22 protein-coding genes and 1 pseudogene are annotated in these 25,484 nt (G+C 45.3%); 15 read left to right on the plus strand and 8 right to left on the minus strand.

Features of this window, described 5'->3' with window-relative positions:
- Positions 1–2,447: S-layer homology domain-containing protein (locus tag AB4Z17_RS19325; RefSeq protein ID WP_441961463.1), on the plus strand; the 2,447-nt coding region annotated here is incomplete at its 5' end.
- A gap of 202 nt (positions 2,448–2,649) precedes the next feature.
- Here AB4Z17_RS19325 and ytxJ read toward each other — a convergent pair.
- On the minus strand, positions 2,650–2,988 hold the full coding sequence (gene ytxJ, locus AB4Z17_RS19330) for a bacillithiol system redox-active protein YtxJ (protein WP_441961465.1): 339 nt from the start codon (positions 2,986–2,988) through the stop codon (positions 2,650–2,652).
- 243 nt (positions 2,989–3,231) lie between these two features.
- Between ytxJ and AB4Z17_RS19335 the strand changes: the two genes are divergently transcribed.
- Both AB4Z17_RS19335 and AB4Z17_RS19340 read left to right on the plus strand, forming a co-directional pair.
- On the plus strand, positions 3,232–3,807 hold the full coding sequence (locus AB4Z17_RS19335; RefSeq protein ID WP_076268486.1) for a TetR/AcrR family transcriptional regulator: 576 nt from the start codon (positions 3,232–3,234) through the stop codon (positions 3,805–3,807).
- A gap of 67 nt (positions 3,808–3,874) precedes the next feature.
- Positions 3,875–6,121, plus strand: coding sequence for a YhgE/Pip family protein (locus tag AB4Z17_RS19340; protein WP_441961467.1), 2,247 nt, complete (start codon positions 3,875–3,877; stop codon positions 6,119–6,121).
- A gap of 233 nt (positions 6,122–6,354) precedes the next feature.
- Here AB4Z17_RS19340 and AB4Z17_RS19345 read toward each other — a convergent pair whose 3' ends face one another.
- From AB4Z17_RS19345 to AB4Z17_RS19365, 5 genes are read right to left on the minus strand one after another with little or no spacing between them, the layout of a single operon-like run.
- A complete protein-coding gene (locus AB4Z17_RS19345) occupies positions 6,355–6,615 on the minus strand; it encodes an HPr family phosphocarrier protein (RefSeq protein ID WP_339206371.1) in 261 nt (86 codons plus the stop codon).
- Positions 6,608–8,341, minus strand: coding sequence for a phosphoenolpyruvate--protein phosphotransferase (gene ptsP, locus AB4Z17_RS19350; protein ID WP_441910572.1), 1,734 nt, complete (start codon positions 8,339–8,341; stop codon positions 6,608–6,610). Before ptsP ends, AB4Z17_RS19345 begins: the two co-directional genes overlap by 8 nt.
- A 5-nt stretch (positions 8,342–8,346) precedes the next feature.
- Positions 8,347–9,519 (minus strand): mannitol-1-phosphate 5-dehydrogenase, encoded by a 1,173-nt coding sequence (locus AB4Z17_RS19355; protein ID WP_441961469.1) that lies wholly within the window; start codon positions 9,517–9,519, stop codon positions 8,347–8,349.
- Complete coding sequence (locus AB4Z17_RS19360) at positions 9,516–9,953, minus strand: PTS sugar transporter subunit IIA (RefSeq protein WP_441961471.1); 438 nt, start codon at positions 9,951–9,953, stop codon at positions 9,516–9,518. Before AB4Z17_RS19360 ends, AB4Z17_RS19355 begins: the two co-directional genes overlap by 4 nt.
- Before the next feature lie 2 nt (positions 9,954–9,955).
- Positions 9,956–11,656: a BglG family transcription antiterminator gene (locus AB4Z17_RS19365; protein ID WP_441961473.1), complete on the minus strand. Its 1,701-nt coding sequence runs from the start codon at positions 11,654–11,656 to the stop codon at positions 9,956–9,958.
- Between AB4Z17_RS19365 and AB4Z17_RS19370 the strand changes: the two genes are divergently transcribed.
- Complete coding sequence (locus AB4Z17_RS19370) at positions 11,639–11,875, plus strand: hypothetical protein (RefSeq protein WP_441961475.1); 237 nt, start codon at positions 11,639–11,641, stop codon at positions 11,873–11,875. The two genes, AB4Z17_RS19365 and AB4Z17_RS19370, sit on opposite strands and share 18 nt — an antisense overlap.
- 12 nt (positions 11,876–11,887) lie before the next feature.
- Here the strand turns inward: AB4Z17_RS19370 and AB4Z17_RS19375 are convergent.
- Positions 11,888–12,013: pseudogene (locus tag AB4Z17_RS19375) on the minus strand (HTH domain-containing protein); the annotation flags it as partial.
- 67 nt (positions 12,014–12,080) lie between these two features.
- On the minus strand, positions 12,081–13,517 hold the full coding sequence (locus AB4Z17_RS19380; RefSeq protein ID WP_441910568.1) for a PTS mannitol transporter subunit IICB: 1,437 nt from the start codon (positions 13,515–13,517) through the stop codon (positions 12,081–12,083).
- Positions 13,518–13,718: 201 nt separating this feature from the next.
- Here AB4Z17_RS19380 and AB4Z17_RS19385 point away from each other — a divergent pair, with 201 nt between their 5' ends.
- From AB4Z17_RS19385 to AB4Z17_RS19435, 11 genes are all read left to right on the plus strand, one after another.
- Entirely contained in the window at positions 13,719–14,828 is a 1,110-nt protein-coding gene (locus AB4Z17_RS19385) for an ABC transporter ATP-binding protein (protein WP_076268479.1), read from the plus strand.
- Positions 14,818–15,636: an ABC transporter permease gene (locus AB4Z17_RS19390; protein ID WP_441961477.1), complete on the plus strand. Its 819-nt coding sequence runs from the start codon at positions 14,818–14,820 to the stop codon at positions 15,634–15,636. The genes AB4Z17_RS19385 and AB4Z17_RS19390 overlap by 11 nt, the downstream gene beginning before the upstream one ends.
- Entirely contained in the window at positions 15,620–16,420 is an 801-nt protein-coding gene (locus AB4Z17_RS19395; protein WP_076268477.1) for an ABC transporter permease, read from the plus strand. The genes AB4Z17_RS19390 and AB4Z17_RS19395 overlap by 17 nt, the downstream gene beginning before the upstream one ends.
- Positions 16,420–17,493 carry an ABC transporter substrate-binding protein gene (locus tag AB4Z17_RS19400; RefSeq protein WP_441961479.1) on the plus strand — a complete coding sequence of 358 codons (1,074 nt, stop codon included), beginning with the start codon at positions 16,420–16,422 and terminating at the stop codon, positions 17,491–17,493. Before AB4Z17_RS19395 ends, AB4Z17_RS19400 begins: the two co-directional genes overlap by 1 nt.
- Before the next feature lie 95 nt (positions 17,494–17,588).
- Positions 17,589–18,518 (plus strand): DMT family transporter, encoded by a 930-nt coding sequence (locus tag AB4Z17_RS19405; RefSeq protein WP_441961481.1) that lies wholly within the window; start codon positions 17,589–17,591, stop codon positions 18,516–18,518.
- 326 nt (positions 18,519–18,844) lie between these two features.
- Positions 18,845–20,104, plus strand: coding sequence for a Glu/Leu/Phe/Val family dehydrogenase (locus AB4Z17_RS19410; RefSeq protein WP_076268474.1), 1,260 nt, complete (start codon positions 18,845–18,847; stop codon positions 20,102–20,104).
- Positions 20,105–20,137: 33 nt separating this feature from the next.
- Positions 20,138–21,115 carry a diaminopimelate dehydrogenase gene (locus AB4Z17_RS19415; RefSeq protein WP_076268473.1) on the plus strand — a complete coding sequence of 326 codons (978 nt, stop codon included), beginning with the start codon at positions 20,138–20,140 and terminating at the stop codon, positions 21,113–21,115.
- A 195-nt stretch (positions 21,116–21,310) separates the two neighbouring features.
- Entirely contained in the window at positions 21,311–22,096 is a 786-nt protein-coding gene (locus tag AB4Z17_RS19420; RefSeq protein WP_441910563.1) for a tyrosine-protein phosphatase, read from the plus strand.
- A 120-nt stretch (positions 22,097–22,216) separates the two neighbouring features.
- Positions 22,217–24,325, plus strand: a complete 2,109-nt coding sequence (locus AB4Z17_RS19425; RefSeq protein WP_441961483.1) for an S-layer homology domain-containing protein — start codon at positions 22,217–22,219, stop codon at positions 24,323–24,325.
- Between the two features lie 160 nt (positions 24,326–24,485).
- Complete coding sequence (locus tag AB4Z17_RS19430) at positions 24,486–25,253, plus strand: YveK family protein (RefSeq protein ID WP_441961484.1); 768 nt, start codon at positions 24,486–24,488, stop codon at positions 25,251–25,253.
- Positions 25,234–25,484 (plus strand): nucleotide-binding protein (locus AB4Z17_RS19435; protein WP_441961486.1); only part of this gene is annotated, 251 nt, incomplete at its 3' end. The genes AB4Z17_RS19430 and AB4Z17_RS19435, both read left to right, overlap by 20 nt.

Genomic DNA, 25,484 nt, shown 5'->3' on the forward strand with positions numbered 1-25,484 from the left:
GCAAATGGAGTGAAGCAGCTGTTGCGGCACTAGTAGATGCTAAAATAATGAATGGATACCCAAATGGCAACTTCGCTCCAAAAGGAAAGTTTACGAGAGCGGAAAGTGTAACGGTATTAGAAAATGCACTAAGCCATTTAAAGCCTGCCGTTGAATATAATAAAGCGGGTGTGTATGGTCCGGAGACTGGTACGGAGACCATTAAGGGCAAGGTTATTATTTCGGCACCTGGAGTTTCACTTCGGAATGTAGTTATTGAAGACAGCTTGATCCTATCGGCATCCGTTGGCGAAGGCGACGTTCATTTGAACAAGGTAACGGTGAAAGGAACAATGACCATAGCTGGCGGAGGGAAAAATTCTATACATCTTAAAGATTCTGTTTTTGGGCATATTATTGTCAATAAAAAGGATGGCTCGGTGCGTGTTATTGCCGAGGGATCAACTGAAGTTCAATTGGCAACGCTATACTCCGCATCTATTATTGAAGAAAGCGGGTTAGCAGGTGCAGGTTTTATTGCAGTTCAGTTAGCAAAAGTGCTTCCTGCAAATACAGAGATAAAACTTTCGGGTTCTTTCGTGGATGTGAAAGTAAATTCAGCTTCCGTACGAATTGTATTGGTGAGTGGTATTATTAGCAATTTGAATGCTTATGAGTCAGCAAGTGGGACGACTGTTCATTTAGAAGCTGCAACGAAAGTTGCTAGACTCGTGTTGGACGCTGTTTTGAAGTTKACGGGGCAAGGTGATATTGAGAATGCAATTGTTAATAAAGGCGGGGCAAATACATCCTTTGAGAAGAAGCCAAATAAAATGGAAGGTGAAGGCGCACAGGCAGGTTCATCGGGTGCAAGTGGTGGTGTTGGAGGCGGTGACGGCGGCATAGTAGTGCCGAAACCGGACCCGGCAGAAAATGTGTATGAGATTACGTCAAATATGCCTTCGCTTCACCAAGCTGAAGTTGATGGATTGAATGTGGATGCAAAGTATAGGCTAATAGATAGGAATGGGAAACTTGTAACTGATCCGCTATACCTCCAATATAAACCATTTTTTAATGTTGGAATCAAAACAAAACAAAATAATAATAAATCATATAACGGTAATGTGCGTTTAGTAATAAGTGAAATTACGGTAGCGAATGGTGATCAAGCGGAAGGCTTGCAGTTGTTTGCGTTTGATCGAAAAAATAATACATTCACGGACATCGTCAAAGCAGGATTTGGAGCTGAAGCTGGTCAAACGATCGAATCGCTTATGTCTGATTTCGCCAATCATACAGAATGGAGCGTTATCGCGAAAAAAGGATTTTATACATTTAAAATACAAATTGTAGATGTTGCAACTAAGTTAATCGTAGCGGAAAGCGCATTGCAACAATTGGATTCATATAACGGGCAATTGAAATCTCTAAGCGTGGATGGCTATACGTTGAAACAAAGGGCGCAATATCCTGACCAAACATTGAGTGAAGGTTTTAATCCTGATCTTGCTTATTATGAAATCATGGTTCCAAACGCAACAAAACTTAAGGACCTTAAGTTTAGAGTAGAGACTGGAATTCCAGATGCAAAATTGAGAGTGCTGTTGGAGAAAATGCGGGGATACGATGTTATTGCCCCACAGCAGGATACGGATGGAGAAGTTTATTATCCAGTGCCACTTAAGGTTGCAAAGCATCAATCTGTGACTATTGAAATGATACTGCCATCAGGAAAATTACTGTTCTACAGCGTGTTTGTCAAACGTCTACCTGATGCTCCGATTGCTGATCCTGACAAGCTGGATTCGACAGACATATTAGTTGGTAGTGATGGAATTACCGTAAATTTCATTAATATTGCTGCACCAACTTCAGTGACAATTTCCGTTTATGATTCAGCTGATAGAGTTAATCTTCTAGCGCAGACAACAGCGGAGCCGAACAGATTTATGGGCTATAAAAGCGTCGATGTTAGTTTACACGGTTTGCCTAGAACGGGTACAGTGTGGGTTGCTGTCAGAGACAATGATACAGGAGAAGAAGTATTTATTAAGAAAGAATATATGCAATTATCAGGTGAATTTCCATTGTTTGTTGAGAATATGCCGGGGTACTCAACACGATTAGTCACTGCTGAAGAGGTAGCTAATTATAATGTGGATTCGATAGAGACAGTCCATACAGGCGTTGCAATAACTTTTAACAATGAGCTTTTACCAGAGGCAATACAAAATTTTGCTTATATAAAATTTGAGGGAACAGAGGTTGTTAGCAGACCTGTTTACGCCTCGATGTTTAGAGCATACGATGGTGCTATTTTCGACTCGGCAACGGAGGGTTGGACATCGATTACTTTTATGGAGTTTTCAATACATGAACTTCCTCCTTTTTATCGTGTTGTGTTTTATGATCTAAATGATACTCCTTTAGGTTTACTGTATATAATGAAAAATCCTATAACATAATAGTTGTGGATTTAGGCCATTTCCTTTTTGTTTACAAAAAGGGAGTGGTCCTTTTTTTATAAAAATGATGTTGCGAAATCTTAGGTTCATTAATGTTAGAAAAGGCGGATGTGTTGAAAAAGAGAAAAACCCTCAGTGTCCCGTTTGAAAACGGGCAGCTGAGAGTTTTTGTTCATTGGACATAATATAAAAAACGTAATGCTTAGTCGAGTACAGCTGTAATATGAGCTTTAGTAATCGACCAGTGGGACGTCGTCCACACTTTTTCTTTTTTCTCGATAAAAATAATTTGCGGGGACTCATGCTTAACGGAAGTATCTTCAGCGATTTGGTTGGAAACCGGACGCGATTCGATAACTTTTACAAGCACGTATTCCACATCTTCTCTTGGTTTCCCATCAAGATATTGATTGAATTCTTGGTAAGCGTTAGCGCTGACCGGGCAAGTGGTGCTGTGCTTGAATACAACGAGTGGACGAGTAGCTGAAGCTTCATAGATGTTATTCCATTCTTCAATGGACGTGATTTCTTTGTATGACATAAGGGGAACACTCCTTTTAATCTGCTGTGCAGAAATTAATTAAAACCGTACATATAGTATAGCGCTTTTTGACGAGTAAAGTCATTTTTTTGTCGTTATGTCCTGAGCCATATTGCTATTGTATGAATCGGGTATTGCAATCGGAATTGGAGCGTGCTATGATAACGGAAGTCGAAATGACCATTTTAGTTTTTTGGTCAGTTTTTAAAGTGATAAAGGAATGAAATGCTCGGAGGTGAAGGAATGGCCATTGATCGACGACAGCAGATTGTGAATGCTGCGGGGAAGTCGTTCGCGCTGTTTGGGTATAAGGCGACGACCATGGATCAGGTAGCGAAAATTGCGAATGTGGGCAAAGGGACGATCTACACGTTCTTTACGAATAAAGAAGAGTTGTTCCACGAAATTATGAAGAAGCTTATTATTGAAATGAAGCAGGTTGCAGAAAAGGTTGTTGATCCTAATCGGTTATTCTTCGATAATTTGAACGCTGCGCTCGAGCAGCTGCTCGATTTTCGCGAGGAACATGAGCTTGCACTTAAGCTATCGCATGAGGTACGCGAGATTGGTACGCCCATGGCGCTAGAGGGTATACAGCAAATAGAGAAAGCAGTCGTTGGTTATATTCAACATCAAATCCAGCTGGCGATCGATAAAGGCGAGATTAAGCCTTGTGATCCAGAAATGACTGCGTTTGTTATGCTCCGCTTGTATATGGCGCTTACGGTAGAATGGAAAAAAACGCATGAACCGCTGAACAAACAGCAAGTAGCGGAAAAATTGCGATTCTATATGCAAGTAGGATTGGCTCCGGAATAACCTGGATGCCTTTTTTTACACAAAGAAATGACCAAATGAGAGAAATGGTCAATCAGTAACTGGGAGAGTGGACGATTTGAAGTTCAAAGGTTTAAAGCAGTTTGGTAAAGAATTGTCCGGAATCGGCCGCAACAAAATGTTGTTGATATCGGTAATTGGCGTGCTGATGATTCCCGTTATGTACTCGTCGATGTTTCTAGGGGCGTTTTGGGACCCGTACGGAAATTTGGATAAGATGCCGGTAGCCGTCGTTAATGCGGATAAAGGGTATGAATTTAACGGCGAGATGATGCATATTGGCGATGATTTTGAGGCAGAGCTAAAGGAAAATGAAAAATTTGAATGGCATTTCGTAAGTAAAGAGGAAGCCGAGGCGGGAATGGAAGATCATAGCTACTATTTGGCCATTGAGATTCCTTCTGATTTCTCGGAGAAAACAACCACTTTAACTTCAGATAAGCCAACGCCGGCTAAGCTTACGTATTTAGCTAATGAGAGCTATAACTTTTTAGCTTCTCAGATTGGCAGCAAAGCAGTCGACACCATGAAAATGGAGCTTAATAAAGAAGTGACGTCGGCTTATACGCGCACTGTATTTGAGCAAATGGAGGAGCTCGTGGACGGCATAAGCAAAGCGAGCGACGGTGCAGGTGAAATTGCTGATGGGACGACGAAGGCGAAGGACGGAGCCGTACTCATCGAGAAAAACTTAGCGAAGCTGGTCAGCGGATCGCTTACGCTCAAAGAGGGAGTCGCTAAGCTGAACGATGGCGGCAAGGCGCTTGGCAAAGGCAGTGCCGAGCTAAGCACAGGCACGTCTGGCTTGGCTAGCGGACTGGCGCAGCTGCTGGCAGCGCAGAAGGAGCTTGGCGCGGGAGCAGCATCGCTCGGTGAAGGTGCGGGCTCGCTTGGAGCCGGAGCAGTGAAGCTTAGCGACGGCTTGTCGCAATTAGCCGGAGCGAGTGGACAGCTGGCGGGAGGCGCGTCGGACGCGCAGCAGGCTGCGGGGCAGCTAGCGGGCGGTCTTAAGGAATCAGCTGCGGGCGAGGAGCAGCTGAAGGCAGGAGCGTCGCAGCTGGCGAATGGGCTGGCGCAGCTGGGTCAGGCGAACCCTGAGCTGGCGGAGAGCGAAAGCTTTGCGTCTTTGCTCAAAGCGAGCCGAGAGCTTGCGGCGGGTCTGGAGAAGTCTTCAGAAGGACAGAAGCAGCTAAGAGACGGGGCGTCTAAGCTGAGCGACGGCCTAGTCAAGGTATCTGATGGACTTGGAACCTTCGATAAGAAGGTCGAGGAAGCAGCGGCCGGCGGCAAGCAGCTTGGTGCAGGCGCAGAGCAGGTAGTCGCTGGTGCGAAGAAATTTTCAACCGGCATGAATCAGTTCGGCTCGAAGCTTGCTGAAGCAAGTGCCGGCGGAACAAAGCTTGCAGCAGGTGCCAAACAGCTGAACAGCGGGGCAGCAACGCTTACGTCTGGACTTTCACAGTTGTCCTCAAGCATTACGCCATTCGTTAATGGTTCGGTAGAGCTGGAGGATGGTGCGCAGCAAGTAGCTTCAGGTTTGTTGAAATTGGAGGATGGCACACAGGAGTTGTCTGGCAAGCTGAATGAAGCGTCGGATAAGACGTCTGATCTAAAGCTGACCGATACGATGGTGGATATGTTCTCCGATCCAGTGAAGCTTGATGTAGAAAAAGTAACGAAGGTAGATAACTACGGTACGGGTCTTGCGCCGTATTTCCTATCGCTTGGATTATATGTCGGAGCTATGCTATTAACGATTGTATATTCGGTTCGTGAACCGGCTGTTCGTCCAGTTAACGGCTGGAGCTGGTTTTTGAGTAAAGCACTCACTTTAGCGCTAATCGGCACCATTCAGGCATTGATTGCGGATGCCGCTCTTATTTATGTGCTGAAGCTGGAAGTGCAAAGCATGGGCTTGTTCGTCATGTACTCCATACTAACCAGCATTACGTTTATGATGATTATTCAATTCCTAGTTGCTTCAATGGGCAATCCGGGACGATTTATCGCAGTTATTTTGCTTATCTTCCAATTAACGAGCTCTGCGGGCACATTCCCTATCGAGCTTGTACCTGGATGGTTGCAAAAAGTATCGCCGTTCCTGCCAATGACTTACTCGGTCAAAGGCTTTAGAGATATTATCTCAAGCGGAGATTTCAGCTCGATGGCTGGATATGTTGCAATTATGGCGGGCATTGCTATTCTGTTCGCAGTGCTTTCTTATCTGTACTTTACTTTGTCCCATCGGAAAACGAAGGACGATCAGTTGGAACCGGCAGTTCCGGCATCTGTTTAATTTAAAAAAAGGGCTAGTCTCGGATAATCCGTGACACAGCCCAATATGCAAAGACGCTCTCAAAACCACAATGAAAAGGGGATGAGGGCGTCTTTTTTTTGTATGCAAATGTAGAACAAGGAAGTGAGGTGAGCCGGACTAACTCCGCACAGTCATATACAAAAACGGCTGACCATTTTGGAAGCGATCAATTAAGATGATCTCTTCTTATTCGGCCAGCCGTTAATTATCTGCTATTCGTGAATTTCAGTGAGCAATTGACCAAGCGTCTCGAGCGCTTGCTCTTCCTGTTCGCCGTCAATTTCCAAAGTCACTTCTTCATTCATCGCAATACCAAGTGTCAGCATGCTAAGCGAGCTTTTGCCGTTTACTTTTTTACCTTTGGCAATGACGCTGATTTTACAAGGAAAGGTGTTTGCTGTTTGGACGAAGGTTTTAGTTGGGCGTACATGAAAGCCCGTCGGATTGATGATAGTGTAAGTTTTGCTAATCATGATGAATCACTCCGTTTCTTGTGCGTTCTACGAATTGTGTAATTTCCTGAGTGCTCCGCATAGTCAGTGCTTGATTGGCATGAACCGACCATTCGGACTGGTCGAGCTGTCCGATCAGCTCTCTTGCTTGCAGAATCGAACCTGCGCTCATGCTGAATTCATGCAGGCCAAGGCCGAGAAGCAAAGGGATTGCCGTCTGATCGCCTGCCATCTCGCCGCACATGCCCACCCATTTGCCTTCCTTCTCAGCCGCTTGAATAACGAAGCTGATAAGGCGAAGCAAGGATGGATGCCATGGCTGGTAAAGGTACGATACCGTTTCGTTCATACGGTCTGCCGCCATTGTATATTGAATCAAATCATTAGTGCCGATGCTGAAGAAATCAACTTCAGGAGCGAAAAGATCAGCAGCGACTGCCGCGGCTGGAATTTCGACCATCATGCCAATTTCAATATGCTCGGCAAGCTGTACGCCTTCGGCGATGAGCTTCTGCTTTTCTTCATCAAGCAGCTTCTTTGCCTCGAGGAGCTCCTCTAATACAGCAATCATCGGGAACATGATTTTCAAATTGCCGTAGCGGCTGGCACGGAGAAGTGCCCGCAGCTGTGTACGGAACAAGTCCTGTCTATCGAGACATAGGCGCAGCGCGCGCTGTCCTAAGAATGGGTTGCTTTCCTTTGGCAGCTCCATGTAGGGGAGCTCCTTGTCTCCGCCTATATCAAGCGTCCTGATGACGACTGGCTTAGGGTTCATTTTCTCAAGTGCATATTTATAGCTGGTGAACTGCTCCTCCTCAGTTGGGAGGGAGCTGCGCCCCATATATAGAAATTCGGTACGAAAAAGTCCAATTCCTTCGGCGCCGTTGTCGATTGCCCGCTGAATATCTTCCAAGCTGCCGATGTTGGCTGCCAGCTCTACTTGCTTGCCATCCTTGGATAAAGTGAGCTTATCCTTCAGCTTGCTTAATTCCGCTCTGCGCAGATCATCCTTTTGTTTCTTTTCTAGATAGGCTGCCAGCTCTTCTTCCGTAGGCTCAATTAGGACAATGCCTTCAGCCGCATCAACGATAATAACGGCTTGTTCTTTCATATCGTGAACCGCTTGACCGATCCCTACGATTGCTGGTATTTCCAATGACCGCGCCATAATGGCAGAATGCGAGGTGCGGCTGCCTATCTCTGTGACAAAACCGCGTACGAAGTTCAAATTAAGCTGAGCGGTATCTGAAGGCGTCAGATCGCGCGCGACGATAATACACTCCTCCGACAGATTGGCTAGGTCAGTATGCGGAACGCCGCGCAAATGACTCATGATACGTCCGGATACGTCCTCAATATCAACAGCGCGCCCTCTTAGCAGTTCATCGGTCATCGATTGCAGAAGGTCGATAAAATATTTAGATATCTCATGGAGCGCAAATTGAGCATCTATGGATTCTTCGGCTATTTTTTGCTCAATCGCTTCAATGAAATCAGGATCTTCCAAAATCATCAGATGACCTTCGAATATTTCGGCCTTGTCTGCTCCGAGGCGCTCCTCTGTTTTTGCGCGAATCGCTTCAACCTCTTCACGGGTGCTTGCTACAGCACGGCGGAACGTTTCTATTTCCTGCGCACTGTCTTGCACAGATTGCTCAGTCGGTATGAAACGCTCGGATGCGAGATGGAAGACCGGGGCAATGGCGATACCCGGTGATGCTGCTATCCCTTTAAGTGTTAATGTCATTAACTTTAGACTCCTTTCGCCGCAGATTGAAGTGATTGCTCCAGCTTGCGGTATTGCTCTGCCGCTTGTATGTGAAGCGGATGCTGCTCATCTAAACCTGTATATTTTGTTATCGTAGATTGAAGGCCTATTTCCTTAATGGAAGCTTGCAGCTCGGCAGCCTCGGGATCATCTGCAGCATTAAAATGTAAAGCCGCTGCCATGGCCGTGGTCAAATGGATGGCAGGCATGCCGTATTTATAAGCTAATGAGGCCGGTCTAACTAGACGGTCATTCGGAGAAATCTTGCGAATAGGCGAGCGGCCGATTCGAACTACCTCGTCTACCAAGTAAGGATTAACAAAGCGCTCCAAAATTTGCTCAACATAAAGCGCATGTTCTTTCTCATCGAATTGATACGTTTGGATAAGCGCAGCTCCTGATTCCTGCAATGCGCCTCGTACCTCTGCCAATATATCTTTGTTGTTCATCGCTTCTTGAATCGTCTCGCAACCTTTAAGGAATCCGTGATACGCTGCAACGCAATGCCCAGTATTAACAGTGAACAGCTTGCGCTCGATATACGGCTCCAGTTGATCGACGTAGTGTACTCCGTCAATTTCCTTAAGTGAATTAAGCAATGGGGAACGCTCTACAGTCCACTCATAGAAAGGTTCGACCATAACTTCAAGCGGGTCTTCATTTTGCTGCAGCGGAACGATACGGTCAACGGCGGCGTCAGGGAAAACGATATGCTGATCGGCTTTCGCCTGTACATCCGCAGATAGATGGCCATATACGAATTGCTTCAAAATCGTGCTGCCGCCAAGGGCATTCTCGCACGCAATAACCGGAAGAGCGGCTTTGCTGCTCTCGATTCTAAGCTCAATTCCTTTAGCAACTGCAGCGGCAATGTGCTTCAGTACCGATACGCCAACAGCGGTTGTGACGATATCCGCTTCTGCGATAGTTTTAGCGACTGAATCTATATTTTTACCGTCAATAGCCGTTATATGGTCAACTAGATACGTGTCGCCTTGCTCGTTTGCAATCTTAACCGCATATTGCCCTTTTTCCTGCAGCTGCGAGACAAGCGTATCATTTACATCAACAAAACATACCTCGTAGCCCGCGTTATGCAGCAACAAACCGATAAAACCTCTGCCTATGTTGCCTGCGCCGAAGTGAACGGCCTTCATGATTCCATCCCCGATTCAAAGATAGAAATCAATTCTTGCTCCGACGAAGCGTTCAAGATGCGCTGCATATCTTCTTCCTCAGACACGAGCACAGCAACATTGGTCAAAATATCAAGGTGATCGTCGCCGACAGCCGCTAGGCCGATAATTAATTGAGCAGGCTCTTCGCCGCCGAAGTCTACGCCAGCCGGTACAGTAATAATGGCCATGCCTGTGGATTGAATAAGTGCTTTCGATTCGTTCGTGCCATGAGGCATGGCAAGCCCTCCGCCAATATAGGTGGATAGAGACTCCTCGCGTTCAATCATTTTGTCGATATACGACTGCGGAGCATGCCCTGCGTCAACAAGCATTTGTCCAACCATGCGGATCGCTTCGTATTTGTCCTTAAGGCTAACGTTTAATTTTACTTTCTCTGTAGATAGAATGGTCATGATTATTCTCTCCAATCCAATTTGGTTTTTATATATTGTTCAAGCTTCTTTGAGATAAACAGCTTAATGCTTGCCGCATCATCATGCGCTAATAAAGCAAGCAGATCCGGCAGCAGCAGCATTGCGCTAATTTCACTTAGCAGCTCAAGGCTATAGGAATCAAGCTTGAGAGGGCCGAGCATCATCAACAGGTGCTTGGCCTGCGCATCTTCATCCTCGCCTAGCTGCAAAGTTCGATCATATCGATATAAAGCAAGCAGCGGCTCTTTAATCCACTCACTGCGTGTATGAAGCAGGGCGAGTTCGGTATCTGGTATGACCAGACTTCCTTGCAGCTCTCTTGCGAGCAGCTGGTCGGCTATTTTTTCGCGATTTGCATCGATATATGGCTTTCCGATTAAGGAAAGCATGCTCGGCAGCTGGTGATCCAATCGATCTTGATCTGGCAACAGCGTTAAATCATGCACATGGAAGCCGTCAAGCAGCTGAAGAACGATGCCGGAATACAGCTGAAGCTGAAGCAAACGATCCAGAGGAGACTGGCCTGCCGTGTCTTCATTTGCTGATAGGGAGGGAGTGACTTTCTTCAAGGTTGTGCCCTCAATATAGCTGCGAAGCTTATTTGTTTCTTCCGGCGTGAGCAGAGGACTCAGCTTAATATAGCGATCCGGCTCTAGCGGCAAATCAACAGTTGAAATGATCAAATCGTAGCGGCTCGGCGGAAGCCTTGTCGCTTCATACCATGAATAATGACCGATCAGGTCGATTTGCGGCAGTACATTAGCAATTTTGACAGCTAAAAGCTTGGATGAACCGATGCCGCTCGTGCAAACGAGAACAGCTCTTATTTTTCTTGGAAAAGGCTTTAGCCGCTCAAGGGAAGCTCCAAAATGCATAACGATATAACCGATCTCCTCGTCAGGCACTTGTAGAAGCGGATAAACCTGTTGTACAGCGCTTTGAACAATGGAGAACAATATAGCGTAATCTTTTTTGATCGGCACTAACATCGGATTGCGGATGGCGATGCCGTCCTTAATGCGCTGAAAGGCTGGTTTTATATGCTGAATGAGTCCTTCCTCTAGCGATCGATCCTCCATGAGCGACATGTTAAGCTGATCCTCGACATAACGGATGAGCAGCCTGACACCTTCAATGGCCTTCATATCTTCATGATGAATCAACAGACCGTTATCTAGAAAAGCTTCGCTATTCAGCAGTTGTGAAAGATACGTTTTTTCTTCTATTGGGAGCTGTAGATTGAGTGCAACCAGCAGGCTTCGCAGCAATGGAATGATTTCATCAGAATGACGATATTCGCTTGCTGAGACAAAGCAATTGTTCTCTATTCGGGTTAACGCAACCGACAGCTTAATAAGCAATCTTGTATAGTTAGATTYGGACAATGTGTGCGGCCATTCGTCGTTTAGTTCCCATAACGCATGCTCGAGCCGTTTAAAGTTTTCTTTGCCGATCATGTCGAGCAGCTGTGCTGTGATCGGGTTTGAGACTGTAAGGTTCTTGAATTGACCGAATAAATCGGAATCGTCGAGATGATTTATGGCAAGCAAGCTAATCGAATGACGCTTATCTTCTTCAGATCCAATAATTTCAACGCCATACCCTCTTCTGCGAACAAGGGTCATCCCATGTTTATTGATCAGTTCCTCCAGCTCATCGAGATCATGGCTGATGGTCGGCATCGTTACGCGCAGCTCATGGGCGAGTGCAAACAGCTTTATCGGCTCGTCATGCTCAAGCAGCCTGCAGAGAATAACGATTTTTCGTTCTTCAGCCGAATATTCAAAGTAATCAGACGGCTCAAACGATTGTTTGAATCGCTCAAGAGCATCCGAGTCTGCTTCTACTTGAATACCAAGCCCTGCTATTTTGTGAAGTGCAATGCCGTTTGCGGCAAGTAACGATTCGATATCGACAAGCTCGCGATGGATCGTCCTTGTGCTCGTACCGACAATGGACGCGATATCGGCTGCGGTAATTTCTTGCTTTTGACTCAGCAGCAGTTCGATAATTCGACGTTGCCTAGTTGAGGCTTTGATAGGCTATCCTCCTTAGCAGAAGAATGGACTTAACGCCGACAGTAAACTGTCAGCGTTAAGTATGAATTCATGAACTTAGTCTTTGTACGAGCAAGTCATACTCTGGACTTTTAAGGAAATTATCAATGGAAATATGCTCTGCGTTTGGCGCCTTTAGGCGTGCGCGGTCAGTCAATGTTTTATGGGTGATCACGATGTCGGCATCGCCTGGAATATCGTTGATCGCCGTGTTGATAACGGTAATCGGCAGCTCAGCTGCATTTATTTTTTTGCGCAATATGGAAGCGCCCATCGCGCTTGAGCCCATACCTGCATCGCAGGAAAATACAATTTTGTTCACTTGCTCTTTCGTTAGTTGTACTTGTTCTACGGAAGGTGAAGCAGCATTGCCTTTAGACTCAGCTTTCATTTGCTGAACTTTTTGTGCAGCGAGCTCAAGCTCGTTGTCGTTATCTCCTGCCTGCTTGCTTGTTTTAAGAAGTACGGCAGAGACAAGGAATGAAACGATTGTTGCGACGACTACGCCGCTTAGCATTGCTAGTAGTCCGCCTTTTGGCGTCATGGTGATATAGGCGATAATGCTGCCCGGTGATGGCGCGGCGACAAGACCAGCTCCGAAGATGGAGAAGGTGAATGTACCAGCAACACCCCCAGCGATAGCTGCGATAATCAAACGCGGATTCATTAGAATATACGGGAAGTAAATCTCGTGTATACCGCCGAAGAAATGAATGACAACAGCGCCTGGCGCCGATTGCTTAACCATTCCTTTTCCGAACACCCAATAAGCAAGCAGAATGCCAAGACCAGGTCCTGGGTTGGATTCCAGCATGTAAATGATGGATTTGCCGGCTTGTGATGCTTGATCCAGCGCGAGCGGACCTAGTATGCCGTGGTTAATCGCGTTGTTGAGAAACAGTACTTTAGCTGGCTCGATCAAAATGTTCGCAAGCGGCAGGAAACCTGTGTTGATCAGCCACTCTACACCTGAAGCAAGTACTTTGCTTAATGCGGCTACGACAGGCCCGATTCCTTTGAAGGCAATCAGTGCAAGACCGCCGCCAATAATGCCGGACGAGAAATTGTTGATGAGCATTTCAAAGCCCGAAGGAATCTTTCCTTCAATAGATTGATCGAATTTCTTCAGCACCCATGCGGCTAGCGGTCCAACGATCATGGCTCCGAGGAACATTGGAATGTCCGCCCCTGCAATAACGCCGAGTGTGACGATTGCGCCAACTACGCCTCCGCGTACGCCGTGAATCATTTGACCACCGGTATAGCCGATGAGTATAGGGAGCAAGTAGGTAATCATCGGTCCAACAAGTGTTGCTAGGCTTTCGTTCGGAAACCAGCCTGTTGGAATAAATAGTGCCGTAATGAGTCCCCATGCAATAAAAGCGCCAATATTCGGCATGACCATGCCGCTTAAAAAACGACCAAATCGTTGTACGGAAACTTTAACTCCGCCGGATACCGGTTGCTCGGATGTCAGTTTACTCATGCTTAAACCTCCAATTTATAATAATGTTCACTAAATGAACCTGAATTAATCGTAATGTATAGCGCTTTCATATTCAATGAATTGAAAAACAGGTTGCGTCATGAGCATTGTTGACATCATTTTTCCTTTTAGTATTGCTGATTTTCGGGGATGCTGTATAATCACTATTGTTTCTTCTAAAACTGCAAAGGGGAATGCGATATGCAAGACCAAACGATTATTCGTTTTGAACATGTGACAAAACAATATGCTCATAATGCTGCTGCTGTCCTCAAAGACGTCAGCTTTACAATAGAGCGAGGCAAATTTTATACGCTGCTTGGTCCGTCCGGCTGCGGCAAGACGACGGTGCTCCGGCTAATAGCTGGCTTCACTGAGCCCTCAGAGGGTCAAATCTATTTCCATAATAAAGTGATAAACCGAGTTCCTGCGAATGAACGTCAAGTGAATACGGTTTTCCAGGATTACGCTCTCTTTCCTCATCTTAATGTGTTCGAGAATGTTGCCTTTGGCCTGCGAATCAAGAAGATGAAAAATGCGGATGTGACGAATAAAGTGAAGGACGCTCTTCGTTTCGTAAACTTGGACGGTTACGAATCACGGGAGATTTCGGAGATGTCCGGTGGTCAGCGGCAGCGTGTTGCTATCGCGCGGGCAATCGTGAACGAACCGGAAATTATTTTGCTGGACGAGCCATTATCCGCGCTTGACCTTAAGCTTCGTACGGAAATGCAGTACGAGCTGCGCGAGCTGCAGCGTCGACTTGGCATCACATTTATATTTGTTACGCATGACCAAGAGGAAGCGCTGGCGATGTCTGACGAAATTTTTGTTATTAATGAAGGAAAAATTCAACAAAGTGGAACGCCAACGGATATTTACGATGAGCCGATCAATCGCTTTGTTGCGGATTTTATTGGTGAATCCAATATTGTACCCGGCCGAATGGCACGCGACTTTGAGGTGGAGTTCGCTGGTCGTTCATTTGAATGCGTCGATCAAGGGCTCACGCCAAATGAGGCTGTTGATATTGTAATCAGGCCAGAGGATTTGGAAATAACTTCTTCAGAGAACGGTAAGCTGCAAGTGCGTGTGGATTCACAATTGTTCCGCGGCGTTCATTATGAGATTTGCTGTTACGATGAATCAGGCAATGAGTGGCTTGTCCATTCCACTCGCAAAGCTACAGTAGGGGAGCAGATCGGATTAACCTTTGACCCAGAAGCCATCCATGTTATGAGATTAGGTGAAACGGAAGAAGAATTCGATAAGCGTCTTGAAGCATACAGCGAGGCCGCAGATGTCGAATAAATCACGTAGTTTTTATCTCATACCGTATATGGCTTGGATTGTGTTATTTGTTATAGCGCCGATCGTGTTAATTGCCTATTACTCCTTCTTTGATGTAGAGGGCAGCTTCACGTTGGACAATTATGTGAAGTTCTTTACGCCGGTTTATATGAAAATGACGCTTAGCTCCTTCTGGTACGCGTTTCTGATAACCGCAATATCATTGCTTGTTGCGTATCCGGCTGCTTATTTATTGACAAAAACTAAGCATAAACAGCTCTGGCTGCTGCTTATTATACTGCCTAGCTGGATCAATTTGCTGCTAAAGGCTTATGCGTTTATTGGCTTGTTCGGTACATACGGCTTTGCAAATTCCGTACTGGAAGCGATCGGCATTCCGAAACAGCAAATTTTGTTTACGGACTTTAGCTTTATCTTTGTATCCGTATATATCTTTATCCCATTCATGATTTTGCCGATCTTCAATGCATTGGAGGAAATGAATCCGACGCTTGTGTATGCGGCGCGTGATCTTGGCGCATCCGCGTGGACGACGTTCCGGCGTGTTATTTTTCCGCTTACGATCAGTGGTGTGAAGTCTGGCTGTATGGCTGTATTTATACCTGCATTATCTCTGTTCATGATTACGAGGCTTATTGCCGGCAACCGGGTTATTACGCTAGGTACGGCAATCGAGCAGCATTTTCTCGTGACGCAGGACTGGGGTATGGGTTCGACGATTGCTGTGTTCTTGATTCTAGCAATGGCGGCGATGATGCTGTTGACCGGCAACCGAAAGCGAGGTGCGGCAGATGCGCGGAAAAAATAAATGGTCGAACATCTATCTCGTACTCGTGTTCGCAGTACTCTATGCGCCTATTTTCTATTTAATGTTTTATTCGTTCAATAGCGGCGGCTCGATGCGTAATTTCGAGAGCTTCACGCTTGACTATTACAAAGAGGTTTTCGCGGATACGCGTTTGCTCATCATTGTCCTGAACACGTTCGTTATTGCGCTGCTGTCCGCTGCAATTTCGACGATTCTTGGTGTTATTGGTGCGATAGCTATTCATCACATTCGCAGCAATCGACCGAAACAATCGCTTTTGACGCTCAATAATGTATTGATCGTAAGTCCCGATGTTATTATCGGTGCGTCCTTTCTTATCCTATTTACGATGATTGGCATCAAGCTGGGCTTTGTGTCCGTCTTGCTGTCGCATATTGCGTTCAGTGTTCCGATTGTCGTTATTATGGTGCTGCCGAAGCTGCAGGAAATGAGCTCAACGTTGATTGATGCGGCGCATGATCTTGGTGCCAGCTCGTGGCAGGTGCTGACGCGCGTCGTGCTTCCATTCATCAGACCGGGCATATTCGCAGGGTTCTTCATGGCGCTGACGTATTCGCTAGATGACTTTGCAGTAACGTTTTTTGTAACCGGCAATGGCTTCTCGACGCTCTCTGTTGAGATTTACTCACGAGCGCGCCAAGGCGTGTCGTTATCGATCAATGCGTTGTCGACACTTATTTTCTTATTTACGATCATTCTTGTCGTTGGTTATTACTTCATTAATCAACGAAACATGAAGCCGTCAAGCAAGGAGGGGCACTAATGACACAGCTTGTGCGTATGTTCGTAATCGTGTTTGTTGTTTCATTTGGCCTCATCTACCTGACTTCGTATTTGAATGATAGTGAAGGCTACAGCGGAAGCAATACACTGACGATTTACAATTGGGGCGATTATGTTGATCCCGAGCTGCTTGACCGCTTTGAAGAGGAGACAGGTATAAAGGTCATTTACCAAACCTTCGATTCGAATGAAGCGATGATGACCAAGATTGGACAAGGCGGTACGACGTTTGATGTGAGCATTCCCTCTGAATATGCGATTAGCAAGATGAAAGAGGATGGTTTGCTCTTAAAGCTCGATCATTCGAAGCTTCCGAATTTAAAATATATCGATCCGCGTTTCATGAATTTATCATTTGATCAAGGCAACGCTTATTCCATTCCTTATTTTTGGGGGACTGTCGGAATTGTGTTCAATCCAGAGCTAGTCGGGGACCTGACTTTCTCCAGCTGGAATGATCTATGGGATAAAAGCCTGCGCAACCAGATCCTGCTGCTGGACGGCGCGCGCGAGGTTATGGGCATGGGGCTTAACTCTTTAGGTTATTCGCTGAATGATACGGAAGAGGCTCATTTGCAGGAGGCGAAAGCGAAGCTGCTCCAGATGACGCCTAACGTGAAGGCGATTGTCGGAGACGAAATCAAGATGCTGCTTGCAAACGAAGAAGCTGCGGTCGGTCTTGTTTGGTCGGGTGATGCATCGGAAATTATGGATGAGAACGATAAGCTTGATTATATCGTGCCAGAGGAAGGCTCAAATCTTTGGTTTGATAATATGGTTATTCCGAAGACGGCCAAAAATATCGAAGGCGCGCATCAATTTATCAACTTCATGCTCGACCCTGAAGTGGCTGCTCAGAACGCGGAATATGTTGGTTACTCGACTCCGAATGAAGCGGCGCTGGCGCTGCTGCCTGAGGAGATTGCGACCGATGAGCGTTTTTACCCAGATGAAGAGCTGACTAAAAGGCTTGAGGTTTACGACAACCTCGGCAAAAGAATGCTGGCCCACTATAACGAGTTGTTCCTTGAGTTTAAAATGCATAAGAAATAAACAAAAGAGATAGCATTTTTCTAATGATTCCCATGCTATGCTGGATGAGATATTTCCAGATGAGGCGGCAAATGTGAATAGATGGGGCGGAGTGCATGAATAGCAGATGGATGAATTACGGCGGTCTTATACTAATCGCTGTTGTGTGGGGAGCGAACTTCGGCATATCGCGGTTAGCTATGGAGTCGTTTAATCCCATCGTTTTCTCGTTTTTGAGATTTGGATTGGCTATTCCGTTTTTCTTTCTCATTCTTAAGCTAAGAGAGGGCAGTGTGGGCATTCCATGGCGAATCGTGCCGAAGCTTGCTGTCATTGGGCTGGTTGGCATTACACTGCTCGAAATTACGGTGATGTACTCGATTAAATATACGACCTTAGCCAATGCGTCGCTGCTGAATGTAGCGCCGTGGCCGATCTTCGCTGCATTGTTTGCTCCTTTATTCATGCGCGAAGCCATCACGAAGAGGCTCATTGTTGGCGGAGCGATATCCATTGTTGGAGTATGCTTTGTCATACTGGGCGGCGGTGAAAGCTTCAGTCTCTCATCTGACAATATGATCGGCAACTTGATGGCGCTTGGAGTCAGCATTGTCGGTCCGTTATTTAATCTGAGCTCCATGTCGCTTATGAAGCAATACTCTGCTCTGCGTGTAAGCACGTGGACGATAGCTTTTGGGTCGTTGTTTATGCTGCCGCTCACCTTTGGGGCTTGGGGGCAAACCGATTGGTCAGCTCTTCAGGCGGGGCATTATTTTTCCATTGGCTATAATGTATTGATTTGCACCGTTGTCGCTTTTGTCGTTTGGAATGCATGTATGTTCAAGGTTGGCGCAACGCGCTCTAACTTTTTCCGTTATGCAGTTCCGGCGGCGGCTGTTGTAGCTGGGTATGTGATGTTCGATGAGAAGATCGCGCTGCTGCAAATGTGCGGCGCATGCTGTATGGCCGCAGGACTGATATGGATCAGCATCGAGAGCAAACCACGAAGCAAATCGTCAGTGAAGACGGTAGAGACGAATGGTTAATTCTTGTGATTCATAATTGTGGTTGATAGTTTATGAGATTGAATTCTAATTGTATAAAAATGTATCATGTGAGGGTTTCGTACTAAGTTGGACTAACTTAGTGCGAAACCCTTTTATTTTTTACATAAAAAGGATTATTAAAGAACAGTGTGTGTTATGGTAACTCCCACTACATGAAACCTAACATGACAATGGATAAAAATGTAGAATTTTTGCACTAAATAACGAAATTTTTCTTTTAAAATAGTGATGAAAAAGGTAAAATCAAAAAAGCGGCTAATCCATGGAATGGGAGTCGGACTCTACGAAGAAGGACTGAACTTAAAATGACAGTGAGTATAGTAGAAGAAACGTTAAATCCGTACCAAATCGCACAACAGCAAATCGATACTGCAGCGGCCCATCTACAATTGCCTAAGCATGTTACAGACATCTTGAAGCAGCCGAAGCGCGTGCTGTCGGTTAACTTCCCAGTTCGTATGGATGATGGCTCAATTCGAGTGTTCGAAGGTTACCGTTCCCAACATAATGACGCGATTGGACCGACTAAGGGCGGCATTCGCTTTCACCCTGATGTAACGCTTGATGAAGTAAAAGCACTTTCCATGTGGATGAGCTTTAAATGCGGCGTTGTTGGCCTTCCATACGGCGGCGGCAAGGGCGGAGTTATTTGTGATCCACATCTTCTTAGCAAAGGCGAGCTAGAGCGTGTTAGCCGTGCTTTCATGGAAGCTATCGCTGATTTTGTAGGTCCTGACAAAGATATTCCTGCACCGGACGTATACACGACTCCGCAGATCATGGGTTGGATGATGGATACGTACAGCAGACTAAAAGGCGTTAACTCACCTGGCGTTATTACAGGTAAACCGCTTATTCTTGGCGGATCCCAAGGTCGTAATGAAGCAACAGCACAAGGCTGTGTGTACACGATCCTGGCAGCACTTCAAGATAAGAATATTCCTATTGAAACGGCTACTGCAGCGATTCAAGGTTACGGCAACGCTGGTCGCATTGCTGCTCGTTTGCTTAGCGAAGCAGGCATTAAAGTTGTAGCAGTCAGCGACTCCAGAGGCGGAATTTACGATCCGAATGGATTGGATATCGAACAGATCTCCATACTAAAGGATACGACTTCCATCCGTGAGTATGGCGAGAAGTACTATATTTCTAATGAAGATTTGCTTGAGCTTGATGTTGATGTTTTGGTGCCAGCTGCTCTAGAAAACGTAATTACTGCTAAAAATGCAGATCGCATTAAAGCAAAAATCGTTGCAGAAGCTGCGAACGGACCAACAACACCAGAAGCGGATCGCGTACTTTGGAGCCACGGCATCACAGTTATTCCAGACGTACTTGCAAATGCAGGCGGCGTTACGGTTTCGTACTTCGAGTGGGTACAAAACTTGGCTAACTACTACTGGAGCGAAGCAGAGGTTCTTGAGAAGCTTGAGACGAATATGATTCTTTCTTACGTAGCTGTTCGTGATCTTGCTAAGGAACATGACACTGACCTTCGTACAGCTGCTTATATGATTTCGATCAAACGGATCGCAGCAGCAATGGAAGCTAGAGGCTGGATCTAATATATTTATAAAACAAGAAGAGGTGGCGGCGTCATGACAGAACAGATTCGCATCGGTATTGTTGGTTACGGCAATCTTGGACGCGGCGTAGAGCTTGCAATTAGACAAAGTGCGGATATGAGACTGGATGCGATCTTTACTCGCAGAGACCCAGCATCTATTCCGTCTGAAACAAAAGCATATAAAATTGAAGACGCTGAGCGCTTTGTCGATGATATCGACGTTATGATTCTTTGCGGCGGCTCAGCAACGGATTTGCCAGAGCAGGTTCCAGCTTTTGCCCGCTTGTTCCATACGGTTGACAGCTTCGATACGCATGCGCGTATTCCTGAATTTTTTGATCAGGTAGATGCAGTTGCCAAAACGAGCAATAAAGTAAGTGTAATATCCACAGGCTGGGACCCAGGCTTGTTCTCATTGAATCGTTTGCTTGCTGAGGCAATATTGCCAGAAGGCAAGGAATATACATTCTGGGGCAAAGGTGTAAGCCAAGGCCATTCAGATGCGATTCGCCGCGTGAAAGGTGTAAAGAACGGCGTTCAATATACTATTCCTAGTGAAGAGGCAGTAGCACGAGTTCGTAACGGTGAAAATCCAGAGCTTACAACGCGTGAGAAGCACGTCCGTGATTGCTACATCGTAGCAGAAGAGGGTGCTGATCAAGACGCGATTGCTGAGGAAATCCGTACGATGCCGAACTATTTCTCCGATTATAATACGACTGTTCATTTCATTGATGAAGCAACATTGAAAGCCGAGCATTCCACAATGCCTCACGGTGGTATGGTGCTTCGCAGTGGCAAAACAGGCGAGAACAGCACTCAAATTATCGAGTTCGGTTTGAAGCTTGACAGCAACCCTGAATTCACGGCTAGCGTGCTTGTTGCTTATGCTAGAGCAGCTTATAAATTTGCTCGTGAAGGACAGTCTGGAGCCAAAACCGTATTCGACATTCCATACGGCTACCTTTCACCAAAATCCGCAGCAGAACTGCGTAAAGAGCTTCTATAGTTCTGAAACTTTTCTGAACATTCCCCTCCATTTTACAATTTTTTACTTACACTTTTGGAAATAGTAGGATATAATGAAAAAGTGAGAGTAATTACTGTCGAATTATAGGGAGAAGTGCTGAAAGATCCATTTTCCTATGGTAGAATAGGTTCAAACCTACCTAACAGGTAAATTCTACTAGGAAGTGAACTCAGCATGATAGACATCCATACGCATATTTTACCTGGATTGGATGATGGTGCGGCAAGTTTCGATGATACTCTGAATATGGCCCGGGCAGCTGTATCAGAGGGAATTACAACGATCATCGCCACTCCGCACCATGCCAATGGAACCTATACCAATACAGCAATCGACGTAGCTAAGCACACTCACACTATTAACGAAAGGTTAATAGCTGCGGGTGTGCCTATTGCTATACATACAGGTCAAGAAATTCGCGTTCATGATGATCTGCTCGATGCTTGGTATAGAAAAGAATTGCTTCCCTTAGCCGGCTCTAGATATGTATTGATTGAGATGCCGTCCTCCCGTATTCCGAAGGCGATGATTGAGCTCGTGCATGAGCTTAATGTATTGAAGTTGAAACCGATTATCGCTCACCCAGAAAGAAATGCAGAAGTTGTGAAGCACCCAGATCGATTAGCTGAGCTTATTGAAGCAGGCGCATTCGCACAGGTTACGACCCACTCACTGCTTGGGGGATTTGGTAAGCGCATTGAACAGTCCGCATGGTCATTATTGAAGGCGGGCCATATTCATTTTGTATCTTCCGATGCTCATCATATTGAGCGCCGCGGTTTTCGTCTGGGCGAAGCCTATGCGTCCATTGAGAGGCGAATGGGAGAACAGTGGGTTACCTATTTGCAATCCAACGCTCAGTCTGTGCTAGACGACAAACCTATACATAACCAGCCTATTACTATAGTTTCTTCAGACGGGGTTTTGCGTCGTTTTATTTCCTATTTCTACAAAAAATAGTGTGCGCTAGAATGATTGGAAGTTGAAGAAAGCGCATACTAAAAATGATTTTATTGGCGTTATTAGTCATTCATCTATTAGATGAGTGCAACTATTATCATATAATTAGGAGTGAAGAAAGTGACATTAAGAAAAAAATTAGCAGTTTCTACAATTGCGGCAAGCGTAGCCCTTACGGCTTTCGCTGGAATTCCGCTAAGTAGCAAAGGTTTGGCAGAGAAGCTTGGAGTAAATGGGGTTGTTTATGCATCTTCTTCATTGGCGGATTCCGCTCTTGTGATTGAAGCGAAGAAACTAGATGACGCACTCAAAGCGACAAATGGTTGGGCTAATGTAAGAGCGCTGCAAGATGCACTTAACGGCTTAGAGATCCATCAAAAAGGCGATATCGTAAATCCGATTGTAAATAAAATTATTGTATCGGATGAAGAAGAAACAGAATTGGAAGGCCTTTTCTTGGATGCTGTAGAGTGGTCTTACGGCCCAACGGTAAAAGGACTTGAAGAATTGCATGCAGAGTATGGTACGCTGCTCCAAACCTTTGCTGATCGTGGAAAGGTGTCTGATCTTTCAATCGATGATATTGCACTGTATTTCTTCGATGTTCAGAAAGAATTAGTTAAGCAAGTAGGCGCCAAGGATTTTGATGGTTTGCTCGCTCTTTTGACTGATAAAGACAGTGTTAAGCAATTAATGCAAAGCGTACTGAACGAATTGTCGACTAAACAATATAAAGCGCAAATATTGCTTACAAATTTCGGTATTACTAAAGATGATGTCATTGGCGTGTTGTCACGTGCAAGAGAAGCTGTAGGCAAAGATGCTACATTCGTTGCTGCGGCAGGAGCTTTGTTCAAAGCTTATCAATATTTGAACCCGACTACACCTCCAATCACTCCGGGTGGTCCAGGTGGCACAGTAACACCAGCTACACCGCTTCCTGAATCAACTGACAAATTGCTAAACGATTTGAAAGCAGCGCTAGATAAAGCGACTGAAGCTGAGAAAGCTGCTATTGTGACTAAATTTGTTGCTGATGCAAAAGCAGAAATTGCTAAGCTTGCAGCAATTAGCGCAGCTTCAAGTGTTACTACAGTAAATGGACAAGCTGTTCTTCAATTGGATGAGAAAAGTGTATTGTCAGCAATTGCCGGCATTAACACTGTTGCTTCTAAGGTTAAAGAACTAGCACCAGCTTCTGCACTTGCCAAGACTGCTTTGCAAATCAATCTTGGTGAAGTATCACAAAAGGATGTTGTTTTGAACCTTTCTGATGCAGTGGTTAAAGCAGCAGCAGCTGGAAATGTATCCGGTGCAACATTCACGATTGGCAAATTTGAAGTAACAGTACCTGTAGGCGGTTCATTCTCTTCTGCAATTGGTCTTACTATTAAGAAGAGCGATGTATCTGCTGACGTTGTAGGCACGCTGAAATCAGTATCTGAAGTTTATGACTTCAACCTAACGGTTGGCGGCACTGCAAAAACTTCATTCGATCAACCGATTGTAATCAGCATTCCGCTGGGCGATACAACTGGTCTTGATAAAGAGCTTCTTTCCGTAGCGAAAATCGTTGATGGCAAGCTAGTATTCCACGGTGGACGTGTATCGGGCAACTCTATTATCGAATCTCGTGATTCGTTCTCCTCTTATCTTGTTGTAGAAAACAAAGTTTCGTTCAAAGACATTGCTTCTGTAGAAGCTTGGGCTGGTCGCGAAATTAGCGTTGTAGCTGCTAAGGGTGCAATCGAAGGTAAATCAGAAGGTCAATTTGCACCGAAAGACAAAGTGACTCGCGCTGAATTCGCGAAAATGCTTATCCGTGCTCTTGATCTTGAGAATGGCTCAGCTACAGAAGGTTTTGCTGATGTCGATTCAGCTGCTTGGTATGCACCATACGTAGCTGCTGCGGCACAACTCAAAATCATTAACGGCCGTTCAGATACTAAATTTGATCCAAATGCAACGATTACTCGTGCTGAGATGGCAACGATGATCGCTCGCGCATTGAAAGTATCGCAAGGCGCTTCTAACGTAGCTGATGTAAATGCTGCACTAAAAGACTTTGCGGACGCTGGGAAAATTAATGCGTCATTAAAAGATGGCGTTGCATTTGCGGCAACTCACAAAATCGTAGTTGGAAATGCAGGCAAGTTCTTGCCAAATAACAATGCGACTCGTGCAGAGGCAGCAGTAATTATTTACCGCGCACTAAATTTCGACAATTAAGTAAAAATATATACAAAATCTTCCTCTCATGTGGATGAGAGGAAGATTTTTTTCGGGAATATATAGGATATTGTAATATTATAGATTATTATGTAGTAAGGTATAGTTCTTGAGGATTATATTCTCATTCTAAATAACTATATCCCATGGAGGAATACGCATGTCTAACGAACTAGACTTACGACAGTATATGGCAATCATAAAGAAGAGATTGGCGCTAATATTAGTATTTGTTTTCCTCTGTACAGCTGCTGCGGCCGTTATTAGCATGTTTTTTAAAGATCCGGTCTATGAGGCATCTACTAAAATAATCGTAAATCAAACGACGACACAAATGGCAACCGGGCAGCTTGATCTTAATCAAATCAACTCCAATATCAAAATGATCGATACGTACAAAGAAATTATTAAAACACCAGCTATATTGGATAAAGTGGCTGAGCAATATCCGCAGCTTGGATTAACTGCGACTGAGCTTTCACGTAAAATCCAGGTTAGCTCTGTAAATAATACACAGGTCATGACATTAGTCGTGCAGGATGTGGATTATAATCAAGCAGCACAGGTTGTGAATGCGGTGTCGAATGTTTTCCGCGAAGAAATCCAGCATATTTTTAAAGTGGAGAATGTATCGATTCTGAATGAAGCTGTGGTCGATGTGCAGCCAAGTCCGGTTTCACCGAACGTACCTCTTAATGTCGCGATTGCGTTTATTGTATCTTTAATGATTGCCGTAGGTATTACATTCTTACTTGAGTATATGGATGACACGATTAAAACCGAAGCAGATGTGCTGCAGTTTTTGGGTCAGCCCACGCTTGCTATGATTTCAAGAATGAATACGGAGGATGCTAATTCTAGCCAAACCAGCAAAACAACTCAAACTTACAAGGCAGGTGAATTAGAGGGTGTCTCGATTGAAAAATAAGCGTCAGATCATTACGCTAACGAATCCTCGTTCTCCCATATCAGAATCCTATCGCGCTCTGAGGACGAACATAGAGTTCTCATCAATAGATGAGAAATTGCAGGTGCTAATGGTCTCTTCAGCAGGCCCTGGTGAGGGGAAGTCGACAACGATAACGAATCTGGCTGTCACTTTCGCGCAATCAGAGAAGAAAGTTGTTCTTATTGATGCCGATCTTCGTAAGCCTACTGC

Origin of the sequence: Paenibacillus sp. TAF43_2, assembly GCF_052113545.1 — a bacterium.
In the GTDB taxonomy this organism is placed as follows: domain Bacteria; phylum Bacillota; class Bacilli; order Paenibacillales; family Paenibacillaceae; genus Pristimantibacillus.

Bases quoted from the DNA above. Each gene is read 5' to 3' on its own strand.
- AB4Z17_RS19410 (WP_076268474.1), top strand. From the start codon at position 18,845: ATGACAGTGAGTATAGTAGAAGAAACGTTAAATCCGTACCAAATCGCA.
- ytxJ (WP_441961465.1), bottom strand. From the start codon at position 2,988: ATGTCATACAAAGAAATCACGTCCATTGAAGAATGGAATAACATCTAT.
- AB4Z17_RS19395 (WP_076268477.1), top strand. From the start codon at position 15,620: ATGCGCGGAAAAAATAAATGGTCGAACATCTATCTCGTACTCGTGTTC.
- AB4Z17_RS19430 (WP_441961484.1), top strand. From the start codon at position 24,486: ATGTCTAACGAACTAGACTTACGACAGTATATGGCAATCATAAAGAAG.
- AB4Z17_RS19385 (WP_076268479.1), top strand. From the start codon at position 13,719: ATGCAAGACCAAACGATTATTCGTTTTGAACATGTGACAAAACAATAT.
- ptsP (WP_441910572.1), bottom strand. From the start codon at position 8,341: ATGACATTAACACTTAAAGGGATAGCAGCATCACCGGGTATCGCCATT.
- AB4Z17_RS19420 (WP_441910563.1), top strand. From the start codon at position 21,311: ATGATAGACATCCATACGCATATTTTACCTGGATTGGATGATGGTGCG.
- AB4Z17_RS19360 (WP_441961471.1), bottom strand. From the start codon at position 9,953: ATGACCATTCTATCTACAGAGAAAGTAAAATTAAACGTTAGCCTTAAG.
- AB4Z17_RS19355 (WP_441961469.1), bottom strand. From the start codon at position 9,519: ATGAAGGCCGTTCACTTCGGCGCAGGCAACATAGGCAGAGGTTTTATC.
- AB4Z17_RS19415 (WP_076268473.1), top strand. From the start codon at position 20,138: ATGACAGAACAGATTCGCATCGGTATTGTTGGTTACGGCAATCTTGGA.
- AB4Z17_RS19335 (WP_076268486.1), top strand. From the start codon at position 3,232: ATGGCCATTGATCGACGACAGCAGATTGTGAATGCTGCGGGGAAGTCG.
- AB4Z17_RS19405 (WP_441961481.1), top strand. From the start codon at position 17,589: ATGAATAGCAGATGGATGAATTACGGCGGTCTTATACTAATCGCTGTT.
- AB4Z17_RS19400 (WP_441961479.1), top strand. From the start codon at position 16,420: ATGACACAGCTTGTGCGTATGTTCGTAATCGTGTTTGTTGTTTCATTT.
- AB4Z17_RS19370 (WP_441961475.1), top strand. From the start codon at position 11,639: ATGGCTGATGGTCGGCATCGTTACGCGCAGCTCATGGGCGAGTGCAAA.
- AB4Z17_RS19345 (WP_339206371.1), bottom strand. From the start codon at position 6,615: ATGATTAGCAAAACTTACACTATCATCAATCCGACGGGCTTTCATGTA.
- AB4Z17_RS19390 (WP_441961477.1), top strand. From the start codon at position 14,818: ATGTCGAATAAATCACGTAGTTTTTATCTCATACCGTATATGGCTTGG.
- AB4Z17_RS19380 (WP_441910568.1), bottom strand. From the start codon at position 13,517: ATGAGTAAACTGACATCCGAGCAACCGGTATCCGGCGGAGTTAAAGTT.